Source organism: Streptomyces sp. NPDC001415, assembly GCF_053597395.1.
Genome location: NZ_JBSFIE010000002.1, coordinates 209097 through 236082, shown reverse-complemented (window position 1 = coordinate 236082; position 26986 = coordinate 209097). Strand labels below are relative to the sequence as shown.

Below are 26986 nucleotides of genomic sequence, written 5' to 3'. Positions count from 1 at the left end.
GTGTGCGTGCGGCCGGCTCACTACTCCCGCTGCGGTACGGGACGGTGCGACCGTACTCCCCGGGTACAGCAGGCACTTCCACCCAGCGGCAGGCTCGGTTGTCGGTGCGGGCGCATACCGTTGGGGCATGGAGATCAGCATGCGCAGACGCCGATGGCGGGTGGGCGCGGGGGCGGCCGCCCTCGCCGCGCTGGCCGGGGCCGGTGTCTGGAGTGCCGCGGGCGCCTCGGGTGCCCCCGCCGTGCACCGTGAGGACCGGGTGCTCGACATGCCCGGAGCGAAGATCGACACCTCGTTCTTCACGGCGGGCAGCGCCAAGGACAAGCGGCCCGCCGTGCTGATCGGACACGGCTTCGGCGGCAGCAAGGACGAGGTGAAGGGCCAGGCCGAGCAGCTCGCGCGCGACGGGTACGCGGTCATGACGTGGTCCGCGCGCGGCTTCGGCAGGTCCAGCGGCCAGATCGGGCTCAACGACCCGCAGTCCGAGGTCAAGGACGTGTCGCGGCTGATCGACTGGCTGGCCGAGAGGCCCGAGGTACGGCTCGACGGCGCGGGCGACCCGCGCGTCGGCGTGACCGGGGTGTCGTACGGCGGGGCGATCTCGCTGCTCGCCGCCGGGTACGACAAGAGGGTCGACGCGATCGCCCCGGAGATGACGTACTGGAACCTGTCGGACGTCTTCTTCCCCGACGGGGTCTACAAGAAGCTCTGGGCGGGGATCTTCGTCTCCACGGCGGGCGGCTGCCAGAAGTTCGAGCCGCGGATCTGCGACATGTACAACCGGGTCGCGACCGCCGGGCAGCCGGACGACGAGGCCAAAAAGCTCCTCGAATCGAAGAGCCCCTCGGCCGTGGGCGACCGGATCAAGGCGCCCGCGCTGATCATGCAGGGCCAGACCGACTCGCTGTTCCCGCTCGGCCAGGCCGACGCCATGGCGAAGCGGATCGCCGCCAACGGCGCGCCCGTCTCGGTCGACTGGGTCGCGGGCGGCCACGACGGCGGCGACCGCGAGACCGGCCGCACCCAGGCCCGCGTCACCCGGTGGTTCGACCGGTACCTGAAGGACGACAAGGGAGCCGACACCGGTCCTGCCTTCCGCGTCACCCGTACCGGAGGCATCAACTCCACCGATGGCGCCGCCCAGTTGAGGGGCGCGAGCAGTGGCAACTACCCCGGCTTGGGCAGCGGCCGGCAGACGATCGCGCTGACCGGCCGCGAGCAGAGCTTCGACAACCCGCCGGGCGGCGCGCCGCCCGCGATCTCGGCGGTGCCCGGCCTCGGCGCGGGCCTGTCGGGCCTGTCCTCCCTCGGCGTCGGCCTCTCCCTCGACTTCCCCGGCCAGTACGCCAAGTTCGACTCGGCGCCCCTGAAGACCGGCGTCCACGTCACCGGCTCGCCCACCGTCAAGCTGAAGGTGAAGTCGAGCGGCGACAGCGCCGTGCTCTTCGGGAAGGTGTACGACGTCGGCCCCGACGGCAAGCAGCAGGTGCTGCCCTCCCAGCTCGTCGCCCCGATACGGGTCGACGGCGCCAAGGACGGAAAGACCGTCGAGCTGACCCTGCCCGCCGTCGACCACAACATCGAGGCCGGCCACCGGCTGCGCCTCGTCGTGGCCGCCACCGACCTCGGCTTCGCCTCCCCGGCCGCACCCGCCACGTACACCGTGTCGCTGGACGGCGGCGGCCTGAGCGTGCCCACCGTGCCCGCCGCGCGCACCGCCTCCGCCGGTCTTTCCTGGTGGGTGTGGGGGCTGCCGCTCGCCGGGGCTCTCATCGGCGGCGCGCTCCTGGTCACCCGGCGCACCCACACCCCCGCGCCCGACCCGGAGCTGGCCCAAGTGCCGCTCCATATGACGGACTTGACGAAGAAATACGCCAAGTCCAGCGACCGGTACGCGGTGCGGGAGCTGTCCTTCCGCGTCGAGAAGGGCCAGGTGCTCGGCCTGCTCGGGCCCAACGGCGCGGGCAAGACCACCACCCTGCGCATGCTCATGGGGCTGATCCGGCCCGACGGCGGCGAGATCCGGGTGTTCGGCCACGCCATCCGGCCGGGTTCGCCCGTCCTGTCCCGGGTCGGCGCGTTCGTCGAGGGCGCGGGCTTCCTGCCGCACCTGTCGGGCCGCGAGAACCTGGAGCTGTACTGGGCGGCGACCGGCCGCCCCGCAGAGGACTCCCGCATCGAGGAGGCCCTGGAGATCGCGGGCCTGGGCGATGCCCTCCAGCGCGCGGTGCGCACCTACTCGCAGGGCATGCGGCAGCGGCTCGCCATCGCGCAGGCCATGCTCGGCATGCCGGACCTCCTGATCCTCGACGAGCCGACCAACGGGCTCGACCCGCCGCAGATCCGCGAGATGCGGGACGTGATGATCCGGTACGCGGAAGGCGGCCGCACCGTGATCGTCTCCAGCCACCTCCTGTCGGAGGTCGAGCAGTCCTGCACGCATCTGGTGGTGATGGACCGGGGCCGCCTCGTCCAGGCGGGGCCCGTCGCCGAGATCACCGGGGCGAGTGACACCCTGCTCGTCACGACCGCCGAACCGGTCGCCGAGGCCGTCGTGGACAAGGTGGCGGCGCTGCCCGGCATCGGCTCGGCGCTGCGCACCGACGACGGCCTCCTGATCCGCCTCGAAGGGGCGACCACCACCGAGCTCATCGCCGAACTCCTGCGCCTGGACGTGCGGTTGACCGGCATCGGCCCGCACCGCCGCCTGGAGGACGCGTTCCTCACCCTGATCGGAGGTTCCGCATGACCACGCTGATGGAGTCCCCGTCGGGCGAGACGGCCCCCGGCTATCGGGCCCGGCGCACCCTGCCCCTGCGCGTCGAGGCCGTACGGCAGCTCAAGCGCCGACGCACCCTGGTCATGGGCGCGGTGCTCGGCGCACTGCCGTTCGTCCTGATCGTCGCCTTCGCCATCGGCGGCAGCCCGAGCAGCCGCAACGGCCGCATCACGCTGATGGACACGGCGACCGCGTCCGGCGCCAACTTCGCCGCGACCTGCCTGTTCGTGTCGGCGGGCTTCCTGCTCGTGGTGCCCGTCGCGCTGTTCTGCGGGGACACGGTGGCCTCGGAGGCGAGCTGGTCCTCGCTGCGGTACCTGCTGGCCGCGCCCGTGCCCCGGGCCCGGTTGCTGTGGTCGAAGCTGGCGGTGGCGCTCGGGTTCAGCGCGGCGGCGATCGTGCTGCTGCCGGTGGTGGCGCTCGCGGCGGGTACGGCGGTCTACGGCTGGGGGCCACTCCAGATCCCGACCGGCGGCTCGCTCGGCTCGGGCCAGGCCATACCCCGGCTCGCCATCGCGGTGGCCTTCGTCTTCGTGTCCCAACTGGTCACGGCGGCCCTCGCGTTCTGGCTCTCCACGCGGACGGACGCGCCGCTCGGCGCGGTCGGCGGCGCGGTGGGCCTGACCATCGTCGGCAACGTCCTGGACGCGGTGACGGCGCTCGGCGACTGGCGGGACTTCCTGCCCGCGCACTGGCAGTTCGCCTGGGCCGACGCGCTCCAGCCGCACCTGGAGTGGGGCGGCATGCTGAAGGGCTCGGCGGTGTCGGTGGCGTACGCGCTCGTGCTGTTCGCGCTTGCCTTCCGCGGGTTCGCCCGCAAGGACATCGTGTCGTAGGGCCGACATGCGAGAAGGCCGTCTTCGCACCCGGGAGTGCGAAGACGGCCTCCCTGCTCGGTCCGTCAGGCTCAGGCAGCGAGGAGCTTCTCGTAGCCGACGAGCCGCACGCAGGCCGTCAGGCCCAGGATCGCCTGCTCCAGCTCCGCGAGGCCCGGGTAGCTGGGCGCGATGCGGATGGTGGCGTCCTTCGGGTCGTCGCCGTACGGGTGCGTCGCACCGGCCGGGGTCAGCACGACACCCGCCTCGCCGGCCCGCTTCACGACCTCCTTGGCGCAGCCCTCGGGGACCTCAAGGGTGACGAAGTAGCCGCCCTTGGGGACCGTCCAGCTCGCGAGGCCCGTGCCGCCGAGCTCGCTCTCCAGGATCCGCTGGACGGTCTCGAACTTCGGCTGCAGCACGGCGCGCTGGCGCTCCATGTGGGCCCGCACGCCGTCCGCGTCCCGCAGGAACAGGACGTGGCGCAGCTGGTTGATCTTGTCGGGGCCGATCGAGCGCTTGGAGTTGTTGGCGAGCAGCCACTGCACGTTGGCGGGCGAGGAGCCGAAGAAGGCGACGCCCGCACCCGCGGCGGTGATCTTCGAGGTGGAGCCGAAGACGAACGCGCGGTCCGCGTGACCGGCCGCCGCGCAGGCACCCAGCAGGTCGGCGATCTCCGTGGGCTCGTCGCTCAGGTGGTGGGCGGCGTACGCGTTGTCCCAGAAGATCCGGAAGTCGGGGGCCGCGGTCTCCATGCGGGCCAGGCGCGCCACGGTCTCGTCGCTGTAGCTGACGCCGCTCGGGTTGCTGTACTTCGGCACGCACCAGATGCCCTTGATGCCCGCGTCCTCGGCGACCAGGCGCTCCACGACGTCCATGTCCGGGCCCGCGTCGGTCATCGGCACCGGGATCATCTCGATGCCGAACCGCTCGCACAGCGAGAAGTGCCGGTCGTAGCCGGGCACCGGGCACAGGAACGCGAGGCGCTCCTGGTCCACCCAGTGGGACTCGGCGCCGGGGACGACGCTCAGCATCGCGTGCACGAGGCAGTCGTGCATGAGCTCCAGGCTGGAGTTGCCCGCGGCGAGCAGCTGCCCGGCCGGCACCTGGAGCACCTCGGCGAAGATCTCCCGGAGCTCGACGAGACCCTGGAGCCCGCCGTAGTTGCGTACGTCCGTGCCGTCGGCGGAGGTGTAGCGGCCCCCGGGGAGGCTGAGCAGTTCCTCGGAGAGGTCGAGCTGCTCGGGCGCGGGCTTGCCCCGGGTGAGGTCGAGCTTGAGGCCGCGGGCCGCAAGCGCCGCGTAGTCCTGCCGGGCCTGGTCGAGGAGCCCGGCCAGTGCGTCGGAGCTCAGCTCGGTGGTCATGGTGTTTCCTCTCGCGGTGCCGCGCGTGCGTGGAACGGCATGGGATGGGTGCGCCCTGTCGAGCTTACAAAGAGCCCCCTGAGGGCCGGACGACCGCCTTCCTTCCGCCCGTACGGAAGCGGAATACGGGAGACCTGAGGGCCGGACGACCGCCTTCCTTCCGCCCGTACGGAAGCGGAATACGGGAGAATCGAGGGGCTGGAACTTCGGGGAGTGACAGAAGGGGAGCTGAACGCGACATGAGGTATCGCAAACTCGGCACCGGGGGTCCGACCGTCTCGGCCGTGGGTCTGGGGTGCATGGGCATGTCGACGGCGTACGGGGTGCCGGACGACGCGGAGTCCGAGCGGGCCCTGGACCGGGCGCTCGACCTGGGCGTCACCCTCCTTGACACGGCGGATGCGTACGGTCGCGGCGCCAACGAGGAGTTCCTCGGCCGCTGGCTGCGGCGGCGCGCGGCCGACCGGGAGCGCCTGGTGATCGCGACGAAGTTCGGGCTGCGACACGACCCGGAGACCGGCCGGGTGGACCGGGTGGACACCTCGGCGGCCCATGTCCGCAACGCCTGCGACGCCTCGCTGCGGCGCCTGGGCGTCGAGCACATCGACCTCTACCACGTGCACCGCCGCGACCCCTCGGTCCCGGTCGAGGAGACGGTGGGCGCCATGGCCGAACTGGTCGCCGAGGGCAAGATCGGACACCTCGCGCTGAGCGAGATCAGCGTCGACACCTTGCGCAGAGCGCATGCCGAACACCCCATCGCCGCCGTGCAGTTGGAGTACTCGCTGTTCACCCGGGACGTCGTCGAGGGCGCGATGCTGGACGCGTGCCGCGAGCTGGGGATCGCCGTGGTCGCGTACAGCCCGCTGGGCCGCGGCATGCTCACCGGCAGCATCACCGCCATGTCCGACCTGGACGGCGCGGACAACCGCAGGCGCTGGCCGCGCTTCGCCGAGGGGAACATCCAGCACAACCTGGCCCTCGTGGACGCGGTGCGCGCCGTCGCCGTCGACCTCGGCTGCACGCCCGGCCAGGCCGCCCTGGCCTGGCTGCTCGCGCAGGGCGAGGACATCGTCCCGATCCCCGGCACGAAGAAGCGCCGCTACGTCGAGGAGAACGCGGCGGCGACCGAGCTGACCCCGACCCCGGATCAGGTGGCCCTGCTGACCCGTGCCGTCCCCCAGGACGCGGTCGCCGGGGGGCGCTACCCGGACGCGGCGCTGGCGAGGCTGGGGCACTGAGGGGGGCATCCCTCCGCCGAGGCGCGGTAGGCCCGGCGCATACCGTTCCGCGAGACACCTGCCGCCCGGCGCGGACCGGCGAAGGCCCGCCTTCGTCAGGCGGCCCGCACGCTCCGCGCGACCGGGTGCAGGGCCGCGTACTCCAGCGGTGCGGACGGGTCGACGGAGACGTTCAGCGGGGCCGGCTCGGCGCCCGCGCGGACCAGCAGGTCGCCCACCGCGGCGATCATCGCGCCGTTGTCGGTGCAGAGGCCAAGGGGCGGTACGCGCAGGGTGATCCCGGCCTCCGCGCAGCGCTGCTCGGCCAGGGACCGTACGCGGGAGTTCGCGGCGACCCCGCCCACCACGACCAGAGTGTCGACGCCGTGCGTACGGCAGGCGTCCACCGCCTTCCGGGTCAGTACGTCGGCGATCGCCTCCTGGAGCGCCAACGACCCGTCAGCTACCGGGAGTCGGGTGCCCGCGTGGCGCTCGGCCCAGCGGGCGGCGGCCGTCTTGAGCCCGGAGAAGGAGAAGGCGTACGGGTCGTCGCGCGGCCCGGTCAGCGGCCGGGGGAACGTGACCGCGCCCGCGTCGCCGCCCCTGGCCGCCCGGTCGATGGCGGGCCCGCCGGGGTAGGGCAGCCCGAAGACGCGGGCCACCTTGTCGAAGCACTCGCCCGCCGCGTCGTCCAGGGTGTCGCCGAGGTGCGTGATCGGGTCGCGGGCCAGGTCTCGTACGAGGAGAAGCGAGGTGTGTCCGCCGGACACGATCAGCACCATGCACGGGTCGGGCAGCGGGCCGTGTTCCAGGGTGTCGGCCGCGACGTGCCCGGCCAGGTGATGGACGCCGTACAGCGGCACGTCCAGGGCGTACGCCAGTCCCTTCGCGCCCGCGAGACCGACCTGGAGGGCGCCGGAAAGGCCGGGCCCGGTCGTCACGGCGACCGCGCCGATGTCGGACATCCCCAACCCGGCCTGTTCCAGGGCCCGTTGGACTACCGGGGTGAAGGAGTGGACATGGGCGCGGGCGGCGATCTCCGGCACCACCCCGCCGTACCGGGCGTGCTCGTCCATGCTCGACGCCACCGCGTGGCCGAGCAGCCGCCCGTTCCGCACGAGACCGGCCCCGGTCTCGTCGCAGGACGACTCGATCCCGAGCACCACCGGACCACCCACCCCGAACACCCCTTCCGCCCGCCCCGCCGTTATTGCAAGTAGTTCGCAATAAGGATAAGGGCAGCCGGGCGGGCGGGCCCCGCAGGTAAATGGGGAACTATCCCCGGTTAGTATTCGGGCGTCGGCAGGGGAGTGCCAGTACCTGCCGACGTCCGACGTGCGCGTCCGCAGTGAAGGCGCGCTGGAGCGAGGGGGTTCGGGATGGCAGGGCGCGGAGAGCGGGTCGCCGACTGGGCGGACGGGCGGGTGGGCCTCTACCGGCTCGCCAAGACCAACATGCGGAAGATCTTTCCGGACCACTGGTCGTTCATGCTGGGCGAGATCTGCCTGTACAGCTTCGTCATCATCATCCTGACCGGCGTCTACCTGACGCTGTTCTTCAAGCCGAGCATGGTGGAGGTCGTCTACGACGGCTCGTACGTCCCGCTCAACGGCCAGAAGGTCTCCGAGGCCTTCGACTCCACGATGCACATCAGCTTCGAGGTGCGCGGCGGGCTGCTGATCCGGCAGATCCACCACTGGGCGGCGCTGATCTTCATCGCGGCGATGTTCGTGCACATGATGCGGGTGTTCTTCACCGGCGCCTTCCGCAAGCCCCGCGAGGTCAACTGGCTGTTCGGCTTCGGCCTGTTGTTCCTCGGCATGCTGGACGGCTTCTTCGGCTACTCGCTCCCCGACGACCTGCTCTCCGGTACGGGCATCCGCTTCATCGAGGGCGTGATCCTGTCGGTGCCGGTGGTCGGAACGTACATCCAAATGTTCCTGTTCGGCGGGGAGTTCCCGGGTACGGACATCATTCCGCGCTTCTACAGCCTGCACGTCCTGCTCATCCCGGGCATCATGCTGGGCCTGCTCGTGGCTCACCTGATTCTGGTCTTCTTCCACAAGCACACGCAGTTCGCCGGGCCCGGCCGCACGGAGAAGAACGTGGTCGGCATGCCGCTCCTGCCGGTGTACGCGGCGAAGGCGGGCGGCTTCTTCTTCCTGGTCTTCGGGGTGACGGCGGTCGTCGCCGCGGTCGCCTCGATCAACCCGATCTGGGCGTTCGGCCCGTACCGCCCCGACCAGGTCTCCACCGGCGCCCAGCCCGACTGGTACATGGGCTTCGCGGAGGGCCTGATCCGGGTGATGCCGGGCTGGGAGATCAACGCGTGGGGCCACACCCTGGCCCTCGGCGTTCTGATCCCGTTCCTCCTCTTCCCGACGATCCTCGGCCTGATCGCGGTCTATCCCTTCGTGGAGGCGTGGATCACCAAGGACCGGCGCGAGCACCACCTCCTCGACCGGCCGCGCAACGCGCCCGTACGCACGGCGCTCGGCGCGGCCTGGATCAGCCTGTACCTGGTGACCCTGGTCGGCGGCGGCAACGACCTGTTCGCCACCCACTTCCACCTCTCGCTGAACGCCATGACCTGGACGGTGCGGATCGGCTTCTTCGTGGTGCCGGTACTCGTCTTCGAGATCACCCGGCGCTGGTGCCTCGGCCTCCAGCGGCGCGACCGCGATCTGGTGCTGCACGGCAGGGAGACCGGCATCATCAAGAAGCTGCCGCACGGCGAGTACGTCGAGGTCCACGAGCCGCTTCCGGCCGAGCGCCTGCACACCCTGACCGCCCACGAACAGCCCGAACCGCTCGCTGAGGGGAAGTCGCTGAGGGCCCGGCTCTCGCGGGCCTACTTCGGCGAGGGCGGGCAGGTCGCGAAGGCGACGGCGGAGGAGCGCGAGAGCCTTCCCGCCGGGCACGGGGGTGGCGGACATTGAACGGCGTACGGACGCCAATGCGCACGAGGGTCGCCCAACTGGCAAGCTCCAGGCGCCTGTTGGTGACCACGTACGGTCCGGACGGCGCCGAGGTGACCGACCGTACGTGGGTGATCCGGGACGGTGGCTCGGCCCTGGGCATCCTCATCCCGACGGCCTCGCCCCTCGCGTGCCGGCTGCGCGCGGGATCCCGGGTCCTGATCGGGGCTGCCGCGCTGCGGGGGAGGGCGGCGTTCCTGGACGAGGAGTCCACGGTGCGCTACCGGACCGCCCTGATCGACAAGTACGGCCTGGCGGCGGTGGTGCTGCTCGCCCGCAGCCGGCTGCGTCACGGCCTGGCCGGGACGGTGGGGGTCCGCCTGGTGATGGGTGCGGGCGGGGCCGGGCTGATCGGTCGGGCGTGGGAGCCGGAGTGGGAGTACAGCGTCAACTGAGGTGGGCATACGGGGCGAGGGCGGCCCGGCCACCGGCCGGCTCGGGCAACCGGGGAGGGGCCCCCGATTGCCGATATAGGGTCTGACCCCATGGCCCGGCCGGAGAACCAGAACCAGAACCAGAACCAGAAGCAGAACCAGCACCCGCACCAGAAGCAGAATCAGCACCAGAACGAGAGCCAGAAGCAGAGCCAGAACCGAATGCAGAAGCAGAGCCCGAAAAAGGCCGCCCCCCTCAGGCGGGACGCTCAGCGCAATCGGGATCTGCTGGTGGCGGCCGCGCAGGAGCTCTTCGCCGAGCAGGGGATCAACGTCCCGCTGGACGAGATCGCGAAGCGCGCGGGGGTCGGCAACGCGACCCTCTACCGCCGCTTTCCGACCCGGGGCGACCTGGTGGAGGCCGTCTTCCACGAGGACCTGGCGGCGGTGATGGCCTCGGGCGAGAGGGCGCGCCTGGAGGACGACGCGTGGGGCGCGCTGGCCACGTACCTGGAAGGCGTGTGCGCGCTGCTGGCCCGGGACCGGGGCGTCGGGGACCTGATGACGACGGGCATCGAGGGCGTCCCGACCCTGGACGCGATCCACGTCCACAACCACGAGACCCTGAGCGAACTGATGCGCCGGGCCGCGGCGGACGGCGAACTGCGCACGGACGTGGTCACCGAAGACCTCCTCTTCGCCCTGAGCGCCCTGGGCACCTCGCTCCCCGCGATCGAAAAGATCCGCCCGGGCTCCTGGCGCCGCCCCCTGGCCCTCCTGCTGGACGGCTTCCGGGCCCCGGCCCAACGTCCGCTGCCGGAGCGGCCGTTGACGGCGGAGGAAACGAACCTGGTGCACCGCGAGCTGGGCGGCGAGCCACCGGAGGCGTGACGGCCCCGCAGGGCCTGGATCAACCGGGCTGCCCGGGCGCGGCGAGGCCGAGGGCGGTGCGCAGGGCGCCGGTGTCGACCTTGCCGTTGGTGCGCAGCGGGAAGTCCCGTACGACGTGGACGGCGTTGGGCTGTTCGTAGTCCGCCAGGTGGGGCGCGAGCAGGACTCGCCAGTGCCGGGACGGCAGGCCGTCCGGGTCGGCGACCACGAAGTGCAGGGCGCAGCCGCGGCGGGCGTCGTCGACGGGCAGGACCTCGACCGGCCGCCCGCACGCCTCCGCCTTCCGGGCCAGGCCCTCCGGGTAGAGGGTGAAGCCGAGGCGGTGGACGGCCCGGTTGCGGCCGAGGACGTGAACGTTGCCGTCCGCGTCGAGGAACCCGAGGTCGGCGGTGGCGTACCAACCGTCTCGGTCGGCCGGGCGCAGCGTGCCGTCCGGGTCGAGGCGGCCCTCCATCAGGTCGGGCGAGCGGACCTCGATCTCGCCCGCGTCGCCGGGGCCGAGCGGGACGCCGTCCGGGCCGACGACCCGCAGGGAGATGCCGGGCAGGGGGCGGCCGCAGCCGACCGGGGCGGTGGGGGTGGCCAGGGCGACGTTGCCGAGTTCGGTGAGCCCGTAGCCGTCGAGCAGGGGCAGGCCCAGTTCGTCGGCGAAGGACGTCGCGAGCGCGTCGGGCAGCGGCGCGCCGCCCACGCCCCACACCCGTACGCCCGCGAGACCGGCCCGGAGTTCGGGCCGCCGCCGGCACAGGCCGAGCAGGGCGTGGTAGGTGGAGGGCGCGGCGTCGACGGCGGTGGCCCCGACGGCGGCGGCCTGCGCGACCGCGTGGTCGAGCCGCTGGTAGGGCGTGACGAGCAGGGTGCAGCGGGTCAGCCACCAGATGAGGATCACGGAGAGCCCGTACTGGTGGGAGAAGGGCAGCAGCGGGGCGAGGACGTCGTCCTCGCGGTAGCCCATGGCCCGGATGGTGCGCAGGGTGTTGCCCCGCACGGCGCGGCCGGACTTCACGATGCCCTTGGGCCGCCCGGTGGTGCCGGAGGACCACAGGACGAGCGCGTCGCGGCGCGCGAACCAGGCGTCGAGGCAGGGCTCGTCCGCGGATTCCCCCTCGGCCCCGGTGCCGAGGCCGGAGAAGCGCAGTACCCGGCCGGCCGGGAGATGGTCGGCGCCGTCGCCCTCGCACAGCAGCCACCGCGCGTCCGCCTGGGTTGCGGTGGCGCGGGCCTCCGCGGCGGTGCCCCGGTGGTCGACCGGGACGAGCGAGGTGTCCAGGTGCATCAGGGCCAGCAACGCCACGACGTAGTCGACGGAGTTGTCGCCCCGGACCAGGACCCGGTCGCCCGCGCGCACGCCCCGGCGGCGGAATTCCCGCGCGGCCGCGGCGATCCGCTGGTTCAAGGTCGCGCCGCCGGGGTCGCCGGGGCCGGCCGTCAGCCGGGGGGCGGTGGCGAGGACCGTCCGCTCAGTCATGTGTTCCTCCCGCCCGTTCCGCGAGCCGGACGGGCCGTTCCAGCAGGGGCGTGCGCGGGTCCCAGGGGCCGTCGATCGCGTCGCGGCGGCGGCGGGCGATGCCCGAGAGCGTCTCCAGGACGATGCGGTTGCCGAGGTAGGCGGTGATCTCGGCGTGGTCGTACGGCGGCGAGACCTCGACGACCTCGGCGCCGACGACCGGCAGTTCGTAGGCGATCCGCCGTACCGCGTCCAGGAGTTGACGGGACGTCAGGCCACCGGGTTCGGGGGTGCCGGTGCCCGGCGCGTGCCCGGGGTCGACGACGTCGACGTCGACCGAGAGGTACACGCCGACGCAGTCCTCCATGGCCGAGCGGAACACCTCGGTGAGGCAGTCGTCCAGGCCGCGGGCGGTGATCTCGCTCATGTCGTACGAGCGCATGCCCTGGTCCGCCATCCAGCGCAGGGTCTCGGGCTCGGGGTAGTAGCCGCGCAGGCCGATCTGGAAGAACCGGTCGCCCCGCACCGCGCCGGACTCGATGAGCTGGCGCATGGGCTTGCCGTGGCCGTACAGCGGGCCCGACTCGATGTCGCCGGTGTCGGCGTGCGCGTCGAAGTGCAGCATGGCGATGCGGCCCCGGCCGTGGTGGCGGGCCACCGCGCTCATGTCGGGCAGTGCGATGGTGTGGTCGCCGCCGAGCACCACGGGGATCGCGCCGAGGGCCGCCACCCTGCGTACGGCGGCCTCGATCTGCCGTACGCTGCGGCCGAGTTCACCCGAGTAGCAGGGCACGTCGCCGGCGTCGTACACGCTCAGTTCGGTCAGCGGGTCGACGCCCAGCGCGAGACTGCGGCGGATCCCGTTCTGGGGCAGGTAGCACGCCTGTCGGATGGCGGCCGGGCCGAACCGCGCGCCGGGACGGTGGGTGGTGCCGCCGTCGAGCGGGGCGCCGAGGATGACCACGTCGGGGTGGTCCGGCGGGTTGCGCAAGTCCAGCCGCTCGACTCCGAGGAAGGTGATGTCGGGGCCGAACATCGAGCCCAGGTGCCGCATCTCAGGCCCCCATGACGTGGTGTCCGCCGTCCACGTGGACGATCTCGCCGGTGGTGGCGGGAAACCAGTCGGACAGCAGGGCGAGGCAGGCCCGCGCGGCTGGTTCGGTGTCGGCGGGGTCCCAGCCCAGCGGGGCGAGGGCGGCCCAGTCCTTTTCGAAGCCGGCTCCGTCGCCGCCGATGGCGCGGGCCGCGAGGGTGCGCAGCGGTCCGGCCGCGACGAGGTTGACCCGGACGCCTTCCGGGCCCAGGTCACGCGCCAGATAGCGGGCGCACGCCTCCAGGCCGGCCTTGGCCACGCCCATCCAGTCGTAGCCGGGCCAGGCGCGCGAGGCGTCGAAGTCGAGGCCGACGACAGCCGATCCCGGACGCAGCAGAGGGCGGCAGGCCACGGCGAGCGCCTTGAGGGAGTAGGCGGAGGTGTGGAACGTGCCGGCCACATCGGGCCAGGGCGCGTCGAGGAAACCGCCGTCCAGACAGCTCGCCGGTGCGTGGGCGACGGCGTGCAGGACGCCGTCGAGGCCGTCGAGGTGTGAGCCGACCCGCTCGGCGAGCGAGGCGAGCTGTTCCTCGTCGGTGACGTCGAGGTCGACGACGGGGGCCTCGTGCGGCAGGCGCCGGGCGACGCGCCGCACCAGCGAAGGACGGCCGTAGGCGGTGAGTACGACCCGGGCGCCTTGTTCCTGCGCGAGCCGGGCCACCGCGTACGCGATGGAGCTCTCACTGATCACCCCGGTGATCAGCAGTCTTCTGCCGTCGAGCAGCCCGCTCATCGGTCTCCTTGGTGTGGGGGTGGCTGCGACCGGCCGGGGCCGGGCCCACACGGGTGTGTGGGCCCGGCCCCCGCACGGCGGTGTCAGCAGCCGTTGCTGACGGTGCTGGACAGACGCTCGGCCTCTGCGGCCGGGACCTCAAGACCCTGAAGGTCAAGAACGATCGCCATGATGGATTGCCTCCTCTCCGGGTGTCGGTGGGACGGCGGGCCCGCACTCGGGGCGCGGGCCGACCGTGCCGCGCGGGTGTCAGCAGCCGTTGCTGATGGTGCTGCCGAGCAGCTCGGCCTCTGCGGCCGGGACCTCAAGACCCTGAAGGTCAAGAACGATCGCCATGATGGAGTGCCTCCTCTCCCTGTGCTCGGGGCCGTCCCGCGGGTACGGGGACGGGCCGGATCGACCGGTCCGGCGAAGGCCGGCCGGAGCTCTGGGGCGCCCCGTGACGGGGCGCGGGGACCGCCGGGCGGGCGGGTCCGGGGGCCAGGAAGGGCAGGAAGCCCTGACGGCCGTCGAGTGCCGCGGACAGCGCGAGCAGGATGCCCGCGGAGCCGGTGGCGAGGTCCATGGAGAGCCTGCGCAGCTGTTCGCCGGGGAAGGCGACGTGCCCCTGGTAGGACAGGGCGTGCCAGCGCAGCCGGGCCAGGTGCCGCTCGACCGCGGGTTCGACACCGGGACCGCCGGCGCCCCGGTCGCGGAGCACCGCGAGCGCGGCCAGCAGACCGGCCCGCCCGGCGAACAGGTGCGGTTCGATGACGAACTCCGGTTCGGCGCCGCGGGCGAGCGCCGGGAGCAGCTCCGCGAGCCGGTCGTCGGGCCGGTGCGCGAGGACCTGGGCGGCGACGAGCGCGATGCCCGCACCACCCACCTCCAGGTACGGCAGCAGCCGGTAGCCGGCGTCGACCTGGAGCGAACCGTCGCCGGCCGCCTTGCACAGGTCGAGGTCGCGGTGCAGTGCCTCGACCGCGAGGTCGAGGTGGGCGCTGTCGCCGGTGTCCTCGTACAGCCGCAGGAAGAACAGCGCGGGGCCGCTCCAGCCCCGTAGGAGTCCGGCCCTGGTGCCCTGGTCGCCGCCGCGCACGATGCCCGGGGCGACGCCCGCGCGGACCGCGTCCGCGGTGCGGGCAGCGAGTTCCAGGGCGTCGGCGCGGTACTCCCCGTCGCCGGTGCGCCGGTGGAAGTGCAGCAGGTTCAGGCCGATGCCGGAGGTGCCGTGGAAGAGGCTGGTGTCCCGGGTGTCGGCGAGGGTGCCGCGACAGGATTCGAGGGTGCGCAGCGCCGCCTCGCGGTGGCCGAACTCCTCCAGGACGTGGGCGATTCCGTGGCGACCGTCGTAGAAGCCGGGCCTGGGGTCGCCCGGCCGCGCGGCCGCGTCGAGCAGCCACCGCTCCAGGTCCGGGTGGCGTCCGGCGCCGCTGGTGTGCAGCGCCCACAGCACTCCGGACGCTCCGTAGGCGAAGTTGAGGCCGTCCGTGTGGAACTGCCGTACGTCGCCGGGGAAGAGCCGGTCACTGCGTTCGGGCGTCGCACTCAGCAGCACGGCCCGGGCCATGGAGTCGCGGACCGCGTCCCAGTCGGCGTCCGGCCGGGCCGGTGCGCGCAGCGCGGCCGGGACCTTCGCCAACGCCGCCTCGGTGGGCGCCAGTTCACGGCGCACCGCGTCGAGCGTGCCGGGCCGGAGTCGGAAGGCGTGCTCGGCCTCGTCGGTCTGGCGCACCGGGCGGCCGGGGTCCAGCTCGGACAGGTGGGTGAGCGGGAAGAGCACCCACAGCCGCAGCGCGGCCAGCGCGTGCCGGTCGATGGCGAAGCCGGACTTGCCCGGGGCCATGAAGCCGGGGTGCCCGAGGCCGAGCCGTTCGGCCTCGGCCGCGGGGACGGCCAGTTCGAAGTCGACGAGGGCGACGCGGTCGTCCTCGTCCACCAGGATGTTGGCGGGGTGCAGGTCGCCGAAGACGAATCCACGGGCGTGCACGGCGTCGATCAGGCGCTCGACGCGGTCGACCACCGCCAGCGCCCGGTCGGCGTAGGCGGCCAGCGCCGCCTCGTCCGGATCGGCCTTGATCAGGGGGTAGTTGCGGGCCAGCCACGCCTGGAGGGTGTCGCCAGGCATGTGCTCGACGGCGAGGAAGTGGTGTTCCCACACCTGGTGGTGGCCGTGCAGGGCGGGAACGCCGGGGATGCCGGCGAGCCGTTCCATCGCCCGCCGTTCGCGGTGCAGCCGGGCGACCGCGTCCACGCCGCGGCCGTCGAGGCCGGCGTGCGGGCGGGCCTCCTTGAGCACCACGCGCCGCCCGTCGGTGTGCCGGGCCTCGTAGACGCCGCCGCCGTTGGAGAAGTGCAGGGCGCGTTCGACCGTGTAGGGGAAGTCGGCCTCCCGGCCGGCGGTCTGACGGGTCGCCAGATGTGGTGCGAGGAAGTCGGGGAGCTCGACCCAGTCGGGCACCTCGAACACCGGGCGGCGGCGGTCGGGGACGAGCACGCCGTCGGGCCGCTCGACGGCGTGGACCGGGGTGCCGTTCTCGTCCGGACAGTACCGGGTGACGAATCCGCCGTAGCGCACGTACAGCGGGCCGTTGCCCCAGCGCAGGTCGGTGAGGATGTACGGGCCGGGCTCGCCGTCGAGCGCGGGCGCCAACTCCTCAAGAACCGTGCGCAGTTCGGATTCGTCCCGGGGGTAGATCGTCACGAGCTTGCCGCTGGCGGAGCGGGGCGCGTACTTGAGGCCGTGGGCGGCGACCACGGAGCGGGCGCGCAGGAACTTGAAGGGCACGCCGAGCCGGACGCAGTGGGCGTACGTGATGTCGATGACGCGCTGGGAGTTGTCGGGCAGCCCGGAGACGTGGATCTTCCAGCCCTGCCCGGGCATGGTGTGCCCGGCCGGCTCGTACACCACCCACATCTCGCGGTCCCGGCGCTGCCAGCCGTCCGGCACGGGTCCGTCGGTCTGGGTGAAGGCGGTGTCGTCGGCCATGTTCCGGCTGCCGGTGTCGTAGAAGACCGGGTCGGCCTGGCAGTACGCCTCGGCGGGCGGCCTGGAGTTCATCGCCCGTCCCCGTTCGGTGCGGAGGCCGCCGGCTCGGAGGCTTCGCCGAGCAGCAGCCGGAAGGAGGTCTCGGTGTCCGGCTTCCGCAGATGGGCGCGGATCAGCTCGCGGGCGGCGGCCTTGTCCTCCTCGGGGATGCGGTCGGGCCCGACGAAGGAGGGGGACGTGCGGGTGAGGATGTCGACCGCCTCGTAGTACTCGTGGCGCAGCAACGACCACACCGCGGCGTGGTGGTACGCGCCGTCGAGGAAGAAGAAGTCGCGCAGAACGCCTTCCAGGACGAAGCCGGCCCGGGTGACGAGCCGCAGCACGGACTTGTTGTAAAGGGCCGTGGTGAACTGCACCCGGTGCGCGTTCAGGGAGTGGAAGAGGTGGTCCAGGAGGAGGTCGAACGCCTCCGCGCCCAGCCCCCGCCGCCACAGCTCCGGGTCTCCGATGGCGCCGCCGATGATGAAGTTGCCCGCAGGGCCGGACCTGCGGTGGTTGACGGTGCCGACGGTGCGGCCGTCGTGGTCGCGGACCGCGAACTGGCGGATGCTGCCGCTCTCGTCGAGCTGACGCAGGGCCTGCGGGGTGGCGAACTCGTTGGTGTCGGCGGTGAGGACGGCCGCCGGTGAGTTGGGGCCGAGCCATTCGGTCATCAGCTCGTAGTCGGCGTCGGTGGGACGCACGAGGCTGACCAGTCTGCCCTTCATCGCTGCCCTTCCTGCTGGTCTGCGGACGTGGTGGCGGGCGCCCAGGCGCGGACGACGAGGACGGCGTTGTGACCGCCGAAGCCGAACGAGTTGCTCAACGCGGTGCGGACGGGGTGCCGTCGGGCCCGGTGCGGCACATAGTCGAGGCCCGAGTCCTCCGGGTCGTCGCAATTGACGGTGGGCGGCAGCACTCCGGTGCGGACGGCCTGCACGGTGGCGATCAGCTCGACGGCACCGGCTGCGCCGATCATGTGGCCCGTCATCGACTTCAGCGAGCTGATCGGCACCCGCGGGGCGTGGTCGCCGAACACATCGCGGATGGCGGCGCTCTCGATGCGGTCGTTGAGTTCGGTGCTGGTGCCGTGGGCGCTGATGTAGTCGATGTCCTCGGGCCGTGCGCCCGCGTCGGCGAGCGCGTCGACCATCGCCCGCTTCACGGCGATGCCCTCGGGGTGCGGGTGGGTGGAGTGGTAGGCGTCGGTGGTGACGCCGTATCCCGCGACCTCGGCGAGGATCTCGGCCCCGCGCCGCTCGGCGTGCTCGGCGGACTCCAGGACGACCACCCCGGCGCCGGCGCCCATGACGAACCCGTCGCGGGCCCGGTCGAAGGGGCGGCTGGCGCGCGCCGGGTCGGTGCTGCGGGAGAGCGCGCCGACGTTGGCGGCGGCGGCCAGGTCCAGGGGGTTGACGGCGTCGTCGGAGCCGCCCGCGACAACCACGTCGGCGTATCCGTGCCGGATCAGCCGCAGCGCGTCGCCGATCGCGGTGGCGCCGGTGGCGCACGCCGCGACCATCGCCCCGGACGGGCCCCGGGCGCCGATGTGCCCGGCTATCTCGGTGGAGGCGCTGTCCACGGAGCCGCCCGCGGCCAGGTAGGGGGTCATGGTCCGGCGGCCGCCGCGGTCCAGGGCGCGCACCCCGGCCAGGGTCATCTGGCCGGGACCGTAACCCGATCCCACCAGAACCGCGGTGCGCGGGGCGGCCTCCTCGCCGATCTCCAGCTTCGCTCCGTCCATCGCCTCCAGGGCGGCCGCGAGGCCGAACTGGGCGAAGCGGTCGAGGCGGCGGGCGGTCCGGTTGGGCATGTAGGCGCGGGGGTCGAATCCGGTGACCTCGCCGGCAAGCGGCGTGGGCAGGGAGTCGGCGTCGTAGCGCGTGATGCGCTTGATGCCGCTACGCCCTTCGGTGAGGGCGGTCCAGAAGTCGTGCGTGGTGTTCCCGACCGGAGAGATCACTCCGAGTCCGGTGACGACCACTCGCCGGTCGTCGCGCTGTGTCTGCCTGGGCATCCGTCGGCCCCTCCTCTCTGCTCCGGGCGGTTCCGCTCCCCGCAGCGGCCGGTTCTGACCGGCAACGGAACCTTGACTCAAAGCCGAGGTCGTTGTCAAGAATCGTGACTCAGGCTTTTCTGAATGTCATGATGGAGCCGCCCACTGTCACCCGCGTAAGGGCTGGCGCTCGCTCATCGCTCATTGACCACCCAGTTCAGAATGGGGTTCACTGCTACATCATGGATAGTCAAACTCTTCACTCACGAGTCATGGAGGAATGACATGACCCGTTGGAGCACCCTGCTGCTCGACGACGCGTCCCTGGCGCAGATGCCGGAACTGCCGGTCGATGACGTCCTGCGCCACGCGGATGTGGTCACGGCTCAACGGATGAAGCCCCAGGCGCTGTACGAACGCTGGGAGAAGCAGCAGTGGTCCGCCCAGGCGATCGACCTGGAACAGGACCGCGTCGACTACGAGAAGCGCCTCCCCCGGTCCGCGCGGAAGGCGCTGGAGGAGTCCATCGCCACCTTCATCATCGGCGAGTACACCGGCCTCGACCTGCTCGCGCCGATCCTCACCGGTGCCCCGGAGGAGATCGACCACCTCTATCTCGGCACCCAGATCGCCGACGAGACCCGCCACACCCAGCTCATGCTGCGCCTCGGCGAGGAGGTCCTCGGTCTGGACCCGGACCCCAAGCGGATGCTGGTCCAGGCGTGGAACCTGTGCACGCCCCCGCACCGCGCGCTGAGCCGGCTGGAGACGGAGATAATCCGCGAGGTCCAGGAGCGGCCCGCCGACTACGAGACCTGGCTGCGCACCGTCACCCTGTTCCACCTCATCTCGGAGGGCGTCCTGGCCCTCGTCGGACAGCGCGCCATCGTGCAGTCGCTGCACGAGGTCCCGCTGCTGCCCGGCGTCAAGGCCGGCTTCACCGCGATGTGCCGGGACGAGTCACGGCACGTCAGCTTCGGTCTGCACGCCCTGCGCCAGGGCGTGCGCGAGGGGCACGCCGACGCCATCCGTGACGTCATCGAGCAGGCCGCGCCGCTCGCGCTGGCCATCGAGGAGGGCGGCGACGTCGAGGACTCGGAGACCGGCACGACGATGCGCAGCCTGGGCATCGACAGCCTGCGCCGCCAGCTGCGGCTCATCGGCATCGACGAGACGTTCGCCGATCACGTCGTGGGCCTCACCGAGAGCGCCGCCCCCGCCGAGGGCCAGTGAGACACCGGACGGCACTCCGTCCGCACCGCACCGCATCCACCTGACACAACCTGGAGAAACCATGACCCGCGAAGAGATCATCACCGGCCTCGCCGAGATCCTCAACGAGGTGGCCGACGTGGAGCCCGCCGACGTCACCGAGGACAAGTCCTTCATCGAGGACCTCGACGTCGACTCGCTCGCCATGGTGGAGGTCATCGTCTCCACCGAGGAGCGCTTCGGCGTCAGCCTGCCGGAGGAGGAGCTGAAGGAACTGCGCCTGGTGTCCGACGTGGTCACCCGGATCGAGAAGCAGCTCTGAGCCGCCGGAGCCGCTGAGCGCCCGCGTCCCGGCGTTGCGGGAGACGCCGGGACCGGGCCGCGGAGACCGGGCGCCGTCACTCCTTGCGGGAGCGGAGCGCGTAGGACCAGGACCACAGCGTGTCCACGATGTACACCGTGATCCAGGTCCGCCCGATCCACCCCGGGGCGCCGAGGGCCCACAGCGCGGCCTCGCCCACCGCGAACAGCGCCGAGTGGACGTACCAGCCCTGCCGCTCCCGGCGGGCGCGCTCGCCGGACGGGGTCGCGACGCCCCCGCCCTCCGGCCCCCCGTCGTCCTTGGCCGCCGCTACCGCGCCCTCCGCCGGGCCGTTCGCCGAACCGTCCAGGGGGCCGCCCGCCGGACCGTCCTTCGGCAGCGCGAGGGCCCGGATCGCGTACGGCACGAGGACCGCTCCGACCAGCGACGCACCGGCCGCCACCGCGCACGCCGCGACCCAGCCGGCCGCCTGGTAGAGACCGCCCAGAGCCGCCGCGCCGACCGTGACGCCGACCAGGCGCGCACCTTCGTACAGCCCCATGCCGAGTCCGGGGCGGTCTCCCGCGGCGGCCGAGACCGTCGCCTGCTCCACGGGCGTCTGCGCGGCGAAGCAGGCCGCCGCGAGGGCCCACAGCACGGCGATTCCGGTGGGCGTGGGCACGATCGCGAGACCGGCGGCGAACAGGGTCCCGGCCCCGAAGGCCACCACCATGGTCCGCTCCCGGCCGAGCGGACCGGTTACGCGGTGGGCGTGCTCGGGCACCAGGATGAACACGAGGAAGCCAGGGCAGAACACCGCCATCACCTGCGTCGGTGACAGGCCGTCACTTTGCAGCCTCAGCAGCAGGATCAGCCACAGGCCCGCTTCTCCCGCCGCCGTGATGGCCGCGACGGTCATGAAGGGCAGGGTGCGCCGCGCGGGTGGTCCGCCGTGGGCCGGGCGGGCCGTCGGCGCGGAGCCCGGGGAGGCGGGCGCCGTGGCGAGCAGCACGGCGGCCAGGGCACAGGCCGCCGCGCCGACCCAGAACACCGCCGCGTAACCGGAGTTGCCCAGCAGCACGAACGCGGCGACGTACCCGACGAGCGTCCCGCGGCCCTCGGCGGCCAGCAGCGCGCCGTACGCGCTCAGCCGGTCCCCGCCCTGCTCACCGGTCCAGGTGCGGACGGCGACCCAGAACAGCGCGCCCCCGGCGCCGCCGACGGCCGCCGCCGCGAAGGCGGCGGGCAACGGGCTCGCGAGGCCGTCGGCGAGGGCGTATCCCGCGCAGGACAGCGCGTATCCGGCGGCGCCCGCCGCGGCCGTCAGCCGCCGGTCGAAGCGGTCGGCGAGCGCACCCGCCAGCGGGCGCACCACCAGCGAGACGACCGCCTCGACGGCGATCAGCGCGCCGGTCACGGCGGGGCCGGCCCCGAGGGCGGCGGCCGCCCACAGGGGCAGCAGGAAGTCGAGCACCTCCGCGGGCGCACCCGCCAGGGCCGCCGCGCGCAACACCCGCCGGAAGGCGGGGGAGCGGGACGGCGTGGCCTCGCTCAACGGATGGCGCCCTTCGGCGTGATGACCTTCGTGGGGAAGGCGTTGCCGGTGATCCGCGCGAACATGTTGCGCGGGCCCGGAATCCACACCTCCCGCACGCCGCCCGCGTGCATGCCCCGCAGCACCGTCTCCCAGTGGACAGGTGTGGTCCAGCCGTCCAGCAGGTCCTGCTTGATCTCCTCGGCGTCGGTGAGCAGCCGCCCGTCCACGTCCGAGAGGAAGGGGATCGTGGCGTCCCGCCACTCGATGCCGCCGTAGACCTCGTCGTGCAGCCGCCGGCGGAGCCCGCCGACGGCGGAGCAGTGCTCGGCCCGGTTCATCGTGTAGAAGGGGAAGCCGCCCTCCTCGCGGACGCGCTGCTCGAACCAGGCGAGCGTGGTGAGTTCCGCGGACACGGCGTGCACCCGCTCGTCCAGGATGACGGACAGTTCGGCCCATTCGCCGCGCGCGCGGACCTCCGCCAGCAGGGCGTCCACCTGTTCGTGGGCGAGCCGGTAGAAGAAGTGGCAGCCCAGCGGCCGCTCCAGCGAGTCGAAGTAGTCGGTCTCGACCACGACGCTGCGCCGGACGAGTTCCAGCGCCTCCTGGTAGGCGAGGGCGCCCGAGCGGACGGCGGCCATGAACGAGCCGAAGCTCTGGCCGCCGCACAGCGAGGGCGCCGCGCCGTACTTCTCCTCGGCCCAGTCGGCGAGGGCGAGGGTGAGGGCCATGTAGCCGGCCTCGTACACCTCCCAGTCGTAGATCGACGCCTCGCGGTAGGCGTCCTGGAGGCGGTAGCCGAGGACCTCGTCGGCGGCCGCGAACCGCCGTCTGGCGTGCGGGTCGCCGGTCACGAAGTCCCGGATGGCGTCGTAGCCGCTGGGAACGAGGCCGGGAAAGAACATCACTACGGACATGGCGCTGGGCTCTCTGGTCGTCGAATCGGGTACGCGCGCGTCACGCGTCCTCGCGGTGTGGGAAGTCGCCCGCCGCCCCGTCCATCCCGGGCGGCTGGTCGGTGAGCGCGACGCGCACCTCGATCACGGCGGAGACGCCCTTGGCGCAGCTCTCCCAGGCCTGCGCGACGGCGTCGTCGAGGTCGTCGGGGCCGGCCACGGACCAATGGCCGAGGCCATGGGCGCGGGCCAACTCCCTTGTCCCGGTGGGCCGTTCATCGGTGAACGCGAATCGGGAGCCGGGGCCGCTGACCCGGTCCAGGTTGGTCTGGAGCCAGCCGTAGCCGCCGTTGTCGAGGACGACGTAGAGAACAGCCGCACCGGAGTCGGCCAGGGTCGGCAGTTCGGTGCGGAAGAGGTTGAACGCCCCGTCGCCGCACACCGCCACCACCGGGCGGTCGCCGGAGGCGAGTTTGACGCCGACGGCCGCGGCCGCGCCGAAGCCGAGCGGCGTCTGCTCGCTGGGCACCACCGAACCCCCGTCGGCACCGCACGTCCAGTGGGGGTGGAAGTACGACCACATGTCCTGCAGTCCGTTCTCCTGGACGAGGACGCGGTCGGCGGGCACGGCCCGGTCGAGCGCGGCCAGCACCTGGGAGACCGCGACCCCGTGGCCGGCCGCGGCCGCCGCGGCGGCGCTCGCCCGCTCGGCCGCCCGGTCCCGCAGACCGGAGCGGACGGCGGTCACCCGCTCCGCCCACGCCGCGTCGGGGACGTGCCCGGCGAGGAGTTCGGCGAGCCCGCTCACGGTCCGCCCGGCGTCCCCGAGGACGTGGATGCCGGGCCCGGCCGTGACCACGGAGTCCTCCGCCGCGACGACCTGGACGACGGGCAGACCCGCGCGGTCGGGCCAGCCGAACGTGGCGGTCTCCTCCAGACGGCTGCCGAACGCGACGACGAGGTCCGTCTCCTCCCACAGGGCGGTCGCCGGGGCCACCGTGTAGAGACCGGAGACGCCGCAGAAGAGGGGATGGTCCTCGTCGACCGTGCCGCGGCCCGACGCCGTGGTGAACACGCCGGCGCCCAGCAGATCCGCGAACCCTTCCAGCGCCCGGTCCGCGTTGCGGTGCCGCGCCCCGCCGCCGACCAGCAGCAGCGGCCGTCGGGCGGCGGCGATCAGCTCGGCTGCCCGGGCCAGTACGTCCGGGTCGGGGGCGAGCCGGTGCGGCGCCACCGGGCGCCAGGGGGCGGTGCGGGTGACCGGCTGCTGGGCGGTGCCGTCAGGTATCTCGACGTAGACCGGGCCGGGGGTGCCGTTGACGGCCACGGCGGCGGCCTTCTCCAGGACGGCGGGCAGCCGCTCGGGGCGGTCCACGCGGACCGCCCACTTGGTGAACGGGCGGACCGCGGCGAGCTGGTCGAGTTCCTGGAACGCGCCGGTGCCGACCCGGTCGAGGTCCGTGCCCCCGGCGACGAGCAGCAGCGGAGCGGCGGCCGACGAGGCCTCCAGCAGGCCGGTGAGCGCATTGGTGACGGCGGGCCCCTTGCCGATGGTGCAGACGGCGAGCCGGCCGGAGGCCAGCGCGTGGCCGCAGGCCATGTGGACGGCGTTGCGCTGGTCGCGGCACAGGACCATGTCGACGGTCGTGTTCTCCAGCGCCCCCAGCAGGTCCATGTCGTCGCCGGGCAGGCCGTACACGGTGGCGAGCCCGAGGTGGCCGAGCCAGTCGGCGACGGCCGCCCAGGCGGTGGGGAAGGAAACGGTGCTCATCGGTCCGCCTTCGGGAGGTGTTCGGCGACGGCCTTGGAGATCAGGACCGGCTCGGCCGTCAACTCCCCGCCCACGCTGATGTAGTTGGCCTGGCGGCCGAAGCCCCCGAAGGGAGCGTTGCCGTCGTCGATGGACAGCAGGGTGGCGTCCTCGGTGACGGTGGCGCGCCGGCGCAGCGCCTCGGTCAGGCGCGGGGCCGCCCCGTACACGCTGGCGCCGAGGGCCCGTTCGGTGAACACGCCGGTGGTGAGGGTCGCGGCCAAGGTGTCCTCGTCGCGGTAGCCGACGACGTTGAACACCGGCGCGAAGAACTCCGGGAGCTGGAAGCGCGGGGTGACCTCCCCGCCCACGGCGACGGCGGGCTCGACGTGCCGGCTGCGGAAGTCGACGGCTCCGCCGTGCACGATCCGGCTCCGGTTGCGCGCCAGGTAGAGCGCGGCCTCCTCAAGGGCGCCCTCGTAGAAGATCGGCCCGTAGTCGGCGTCGGGGTCGGTGTACGGGCCGTAGCGCAGGGCTTTGACCTCGGTCACCAGAGTGTCGACGAACTCGTCCAGGAGGTCTTCGTGAACGCAGAACAGATCGGGGCCGAGGCAGTCCTGGCCGGAGTTGAGCGTGCGGATCTCCACGGCGTCGCGCACGGCCCGGGCGAGGTCGGCGCCCGGGGCCACGACGAAGGGGTTGACCCCGGAGCCGAGGAAGAGGAAGAGCTGCTCGGGGCGGAGCCGGGCGCGGATCTGCTCGGCGTTGGCGTAGGCGCCGGTGAACACGACGACGTCCGCGGGCTCCACGCGGTCCTGCAGGAAGTCGCGCTGGCTGGTGGTGGAGATCTCGACGGGCAGGCCGTGCTGATCGGCGAGGAGTGCGTGGAGCTCGATCATCTGCTTCTTGACCTGGCTGGACGGCCGGAACACCAGCCGCTCCGCGTAGAGCGCGGGCACCAGCAGGTAGAGGACATAGGAGTAGAGCAGGACGTTGGACGGCATGAAGACGGCGAGTTTCGGCACCCGCGCGGGGCGGTACTTCGCCACCTCGGCGAGCGCCCCGTCCAGCGTCTTGACCGCCGCCTCGATCTCGTAGCCCGCCGCGCGGTGGGTGGAGATCTCGCAGAGCAGTTCGTGGACCGGCCCGGGGTTCTCGGTCAGGTGTCGCCGGACCCTTCGCAGCGCCTGCAGACGGTCGGCGAAGGGGATGCCCTCCACCTCGGCCGACGTCGCTGACCGGTCGAGAACAGGTGTCATTTCTCCCCCTCAGTCTGGATACGTATACAGAGGTAGAGTCAACATATAGTCATCGCTTGTCAAGCAGAGTCAAGGTCGCGGGCGACCGGCTCCGCACGCGTGCGGAGGTGCCGGTTCCCTCCGCGCCCGGGCTACATCTCCCGCAGCCCCGGCGCGGCCCAGCAGCAGGCGACCACGAGCAGGTAGGCGGCGGCGACGGCGAGGAGCGTCCACGACAGGCCCAGCAGGCCCACCGACGCCACGGTGGCCGAGGCCCCCAGCGGCACGGCCACTTGCGCCAGAGTGTCGACCGCGGCCGTGACGCGGCCGTACTGGCCGCGCGGCACGTGCCGTTGCAGCGCGGCCGTGCGGACCGGCCCCACCGGCGCGGCCGCGGCGCCGAGCACGGCGAGCAGCGCGGCGCCGACCGGGAGCGGCGGCAGCGTGGCGAGCGGCAGGAGCAGCAGTCCGGCGAGCAGGCTGGAGCGGAGGTAGACGGCCCGGCCGCCGAACCGGTGGCCGATCGAGGCGAAGCCGAGCGTGCCGGCCACCGTCCCGAGGCCGAACGCCATCAGCAGCACGCCGAGCGCGGCCGCGCTGTCCAGGTGCTGGTAGGCGTACGTCACGAGGATCACGCCGGAGAGCCCGCTGTCGAGCGCGTTGAAGGCGGCCGACGAGACGGTCACGGTACGCAGCAGCCGATGGCGGCGCAGCGTCCGCAGCCCGGCCCGCAGTCCGGCGAGGTAACGCTCGGCCGGCTCGTCCGCACCGGCGGGTTCCGGTCGGGCCACGCAGCAGGCGATGACCAGGGCGGCCAGGCCGCAGGCCGCGGCGTCGACCAGCAGAACGCTGCCCGCGCCCAGGAACGCGGCCGCGGCACCGCCCAGCGGCGCGCCGAGCAGGTGCGCGGTCTGGTGCACCCCGCCCAGCAGCGCGTTGGCCCGCTCCAGGGGGGTTCCAGCCTCGTCCGCGAGCCCGGACACCAGGCCCGTGACGGCCGCGGCCCCCGGCACGTCGAGCAGGCTCGCGGCGAGCACCAGGGCGGTGAGGGCCGGGAATCCGAGGGCCCCGAGGTGGTGCAGCAGCGGAATGCACGCGGCCGCCGCGCCCCCCACCCCGTAGGAGGCCACGGCCATCGCCTTGAACCCCCAGCGGTCGACCAGGGGACCCGCCACGAGACCGGCGACCACCGTGCCCACGGCGACCACCGCGACGATCAGTCCGGTGCGCGCCACGCTCCCGGTCGTCCGCAGGACGAACCAGGGCACGGCGACCAGCATCATCGCCTCCCCGAGTGCCCCGACACCCACGGCGGCGAGCAGCGCCCGCATTCCCCAACCCCTCCGCCGCCCGCCCCC

The 26986-nt window shown here is 72.8% G+C and carries 21 protein-coding genes; 8 read left to right on the top strand and 13 right to left on the bottom strand.

Annotated elements, in window-relative coordinates; all coding sequences use genetic code 11:
• Positions 1–127 precede the first annotated feature (127 nt).
• Both ACWC2B_RS03235 and ACWC2B_RS03230 read left to right on the top strand, forming a co-directional pair.
• Positions 128–2749, top strand: coding sequence for an alpha/beta fold hydrolase (locus ACWC2B_RS03235; RefSeq protein WP_450714711.1), 2622 nt, complete (start codon positions 128–130; stop codon positions 2747–2749).
• The gene (locus ACWC2B_RS03230) at positions 2746–3615 is read left to right on the top strand and encodes an ABC transporter permease (protein ID WP_189968323.1); all 870 of its coding nucleotides are present in this window, start codon (positions 2746–2748) and stop codon (positions 3613–3615) included. Before ACWC2B_RS03235 ends, ACWC2B_RS03230 begins: the two co-directional genes overlap by 4 nt.
• A gap of 71 nt (positions 3616–3686) precedes the next feature.
• Here ACWC2B_RS03230 and ACWC2B_RS03225 read toward each other — a convergent pair whose 3' ends face one another.
• Positions 3687–4958, bottom strand: coding sequence for an aminotransferase class I/II-fold pyridoxal phosphate-dependent enzyme (locus ACWC2B_RS03225; RefSeq protein ID WP_450714710.1), 1272 nt, complete (start codon positions 4956–4958; stop codon positions 3687–3689).
• A 239-nt stretch (positions 4959–5197) separates the two neighbouring features.
• On the opposite strand from ACWC2B_RS03225, the gene ACWC2B_RS03220 reads away from it, so the two are divergent.
• On the top strand, positions 5198–6199 hold the full coding sequence (locus ACWC2B_RS03220; RefSeq protein WP_450714709.1) for an aldo/keto reductase: 1002 nt from the start codon (positions 5198–5200) through the stop codon (positions 6197–6199).
• Positions 6200–6294: 95 nt separating this feature from the next.
• Here the strand turns inward: ACWC2B_RS03220 and tsaD are convergent, their stop codons facing one another.
• Positions 6295–7356, bottom strand: coding sequence for a tRNA (adenosine(37)-N6)-threonylcarbamoyltransferase complex transferase subunit TsaD (tsaD, locus tag ACWC2B_RS03215; RefSeq protein WP_450714708.1), 1062 nt, complete (start codon positions 7354–7356; stop codon positions 6295–6297).
• Positions 7357–7557: 201 nt separating this feature from the next.
• On the opposite strand from tsaD, the gene qcrB reads away from it, so the two are divergent.
• From qcrB to ACWC2B_RS03200, 3 genes are all read left to right on the top strand, one after another.
• Positions 7558–9117, top strand: a complete 1560-nt coding sequence (qcrB, locus tag ACWC2B_RS03210; RefSeq protein WP_450714707.1) for a cytochrome bc1 complex cytochrome b subunit — start codon at positions 7558–7560, stop codon at positions 9115–9117.
• A 62-nt stretch (positions 9118–9179) separates the two neighbouring features.
• A complete protein-coding gene (locus ACWC2B_RS03205; RefSeq protein ID WP_450714706.1) occupies positions 9180–9551 on the top strand; it encodes a PPOX class F420-dependent oxidoreductase in 372 nt (123 codons plus the stop codon).
• A gap of 90 nt (positions 9552–9641) precedes the next feature.
• Complete coding sequence (locus ACWC2B_RS03200) at positions 9642–10421, top strand: TetR/AcrR family transcriptional regulator (protein WP_450714705.1); 780 nt, start codon at positions 9642–9644, stop codon at positions 10419–10421.
• 19 nt (positions 10422–10440) lie between these two features.
• Here the strand turns inward: ACWC2B_RS03200 and ACWC2B_RS03195 are convergent, their stop codons facing one another.
• The 6 genes from ACWC2B_RS03195 to fabF form a co-directional block, all read right to left on the bottom strand.
• Positions 10441–11889 carry a class I adenylate-forming enzyme family protein gene (locus tag ACWC2B_RS03195; protein WP_450714704.1) on the bottom strand — a complete coding sequence of 483 codons (1449 nt, stop codon included), beginning with the start codon at positions 11887–11889 and terminating at the stop codon, positions 10441–10443.
• A complete protein-coding gene (gene speB, locus ACWC2B_RS03190; protein WP_450714703.1) occupies positions 11882–12922 on the bottom strand; it encodes an agmatinase in 1041 nt (346 codons plus the stop codon). Before speB ends, ACWC2B_RS03195 begins: the two co-directional genes overlap by 8 nt.
• Before the next feature lies 1 nt (position 12923).
• The gene (gene fabI, locus ACWC2B_RS03185; protein ID WP_450714702.1) at positions 12924–13694 is read right to left on the bottom strand and encodes an enoyl-ACP reductase FabI; all 771 of its coding nucleotides are present in this window, start codon (positions 13692–13694) and stop codon (positions 12924–12926) included.
• Between the two features lie 319 nt (positions 13695–14013).
• Entirely contained in the window at positions 14014–16734 is a 2721-nt protein-coding gene (lanKC, locus tag ACWC2B_RS03180) for a class III lanthionine synthetase LanKC (RefSeq protein WP_450714701.1), read from the bottom strand.
• Positions 16731–17429, bottom strand: coding sequence for a GNAT family N-acetyltransferase (locus ACWC2B_RS03175; protein WP_450714700.1), 699 nt, complete (start codon positions 17427–17429; stop codon positions 16731–16733). The genes lanKC and ACWC2B_RS03175 overlap by 4 nt, the downstream gene beginning before the upstream one ends.
• A complete protein-coding gene (gene fabF, locus ACWC2B_RS03170) occupies positions 17426–18718 on the bottom strand; it encodes a beta-ketoacyl-ACP synthase II (protein WP_450714699.1) in 1293 nt (430 codons plus the stop codon). The genes ACWC2B_RS03175 and fabF overlap by 4 nt, the downstream gene beginning before the upstream one ends.
• 264 nt (positions 18719–18982) lie before the next feature.
• Between fabF and ACWC2B_RS03165 the strand changes: the two genes are divergently transcribed.
• The gene (locus tag ACWC2B_RS03165) at positions 18983–19930 is read left to right on the top strand and encodes a ribonucleotide-diphosphate reductase subunit beta (protein WP_450714698.1); all 948 of its coding nucleotides are present in this window, start codon (positions 18983–18985) and stop codon (positions 19928–19930) included.
• 61 nt (positions 19931–19991) lie between these two features.
• Positions 19992–20231: an acyl carrier protein gene (locus ACWC2B_RS03160; RefSeq protein ID WP_114041188.1), complete on the top strand. Its 240-nt coding sequence runs from the start codon at positions 19992–19994 to the stop codon at positions 20229–20231.
• Positions 20232–20307: 76 nt separating this feature from the next.
• Here the strand turns inward: ACWC2B_RS03160 and ACWC2B_RS03155 are convergent, their stop codons facing one another.
• The 5 genes from ACWC2B_RS03155 to ACWC2B_RS03135 form a co-directional block, all read right to left on the bottom strand.
• A complete protein-coding gene (locus ACWC2B_RS03155; RefSeq protein WP_450714697.1) occupies positions 20308–21765 on the bottom strand; it encodes an MFS transporter in 1458 nt (485 codons plus the stop codon).
• The gene (locus ACWC2B_RS03150) at positions 21762–22661 is read right to left on the bottom strand and encodes an ACP S-malonyltransferase (RefSeq protein WP_450714696.1); all 900 of its coding nucleotides are present in this window, start codon (positions 22659–22661) and stop codon (positions 21762–21764) included. The genes ACWC2B_RS03155 and ACWC2B_RS03150 overlap by 4 nt, the downstream gene beginning before the upstream one ends.
• A 40-nt stretch (positions 22662–22701) precedes the next feature.
• Positions 22702–24411 (bottom strand): thiamine pyrophosphate-binding protein, encoded by a 1710-nt coding sequence (locus tag ACWC2B_RS03145; RefSeq protein ID WP_450714695.1) that lies wholly within the window; start codon positions 24409–24411, stop codon positions 22702–22704.
• Positions 24408–25649 (bottom strand): aldehyde dehydrogenase family protein, encoded by a 1242-nt coding sequence (locus ACWC2B_RS03140; RefSeq protein ID WP_450714694.1) that lies wholly within the window; start codon positions 25647–25649, stop codon positions 24408–24410. The genes ACWC2B_RS03145 and ACWC2B_RS03140 overlap by 4 nt, the downstream gene beginning before the upstream one ends.
• 131 nt (positions 25650–25780) lie before the next feature.
• Positions 25781–26959: an MFS transporter gene (locus ACWC2B_RS03135; protein WP_450714693.1), complete on the bottom strand. Its 1179-nt coding sequence runs from the start codon at positions 26957–26959 to the stop codon at positions 25781–25783.
• Between the last annotated feature and the right edge of the window lie 27 nt (positions 26960–26986).

Coding starts and splice junctions, on each gene's coding strand:
- fabF (WP_450714699.1), bottom strand. CDS start 18,718: ATGCCCAGGCAGACACAGCGCGACGACCGGCGAGTGGTCGTCACCGGA.
- ACWC2B_RS03135 (WP_450714693.1), bottom strand. CDS start 26,959: ATGCGGGCGCTGCTCGCCGCCGTGGGTGTCGGGGCACTCGGGGAGGCG.
- ACWC2B_RS03175 (WP_450714700.1), bottom strand. CDS start 17,429: ATGAAGGGCAGACTGGTCAGCCTCGTGCGTCCCACCGACGCCGACTAC.
- ACWC2B_RS03195 (WP_450714704.1), bottom strand. CDS start 11,889: ATGACTGAGCGGACGGTCCTCGCCACCGCCCCCCGGCTGACGGCCGGC.
- qcrB (WP_450714707.1), top strand. CDS start 7,558: ATGGCAGGGCGCGGAGAGCGGGTCGCCGACTGGGCGGACGGGCGGGTG.
- ACWC2B_RS03235 (WP_450714711.1), top strand. CDS start 128: ATGGAGATCAGCATGCGCAGACGCCGATGGCGGGTGGGCGCGGGGGCG.
- ACWC2B_RS03230 (WP_189968323.1), top strand. CDS start 2,746: ATGACCACGCTGATGGAGTCCCCGTCGGGCGAGACGGCCCCCGGCTAT.
- lanKC (WP_450714701.1), bottom strand. CDS start 16,734: ATGAACTCCAGGCCGCCCGCCGAGGCGTACTGCCAGGCCGACCCGGTC.
- ACWC2B_RS03200 (WP_450714705.1), top strand. CDS start 9,642: ATGGCCCGGCCGGAGAACCAGAACCAGAACCAGAACCAGAAGCAGAAC.
- fabI (WP_450714702.1), bottom strand. CDS start 13,694: ATGAGCGGGCTGCTCGACGGCAGAAGACTGCTGATCACCGGGGTGATC.
- speB (WP_450714703.1), bottom strand. CDS start 12,922: ATGCGGCACCTGGGCTCGATGTTCGGCCCCGACATCACCTTCCTCGGA.
- ACWC2B_RS03160 (WP_114041188.1), top strand. CDS start 19,992: ATGACCCGCGAAGAGATCATCACCGGCCTCGCCGAGATCCTCAACGAG.
- ACWC2B_RS03165 (WP_450714698.1), top strand. CDS start 18,983: ATGACCCGTTGGAGCACCCTGCTGCTCGACGACGCGTCCCTGGCGCAG.
- ACWC2B_RS03220 (WP_450714709.1), top strand. CDS start 5,198: ATGAGGTATCGCAAACTCGGCACCGGGGGTCCGACCGTCTCGGCCGTG.
- ACWC2B_RS03140 (WP_450714694.1), bottom strand. CDS start 25,649: ATGACACCTGTTCTCGACCGGTCAGCGACGTCGGCCGAGGTGGAGGGC.
- ACWC2B_RS03150 (WP_450714696.1), bottom strand. CDS start 22,661: ATGTCCGTAGTGATGTTCTTTCCCGGCCTCGTTCCCAGCGGCTACGAC.
- ACWC2B_RS03225 (WP_450714710.1), bottom strand. CDS start 4,958: ATGACCACCGAGCTGAGCTCCGACGCACTGGCCGGGCTCCTCGACCAG.
- ACWC2B_RS03145 (WP_450714695.1), bottom strand. CDS start 24,411: ATGAGCACCGTTTCCTTCCCCACCGCCTGGGCGGCCGTCGCCGACTGG.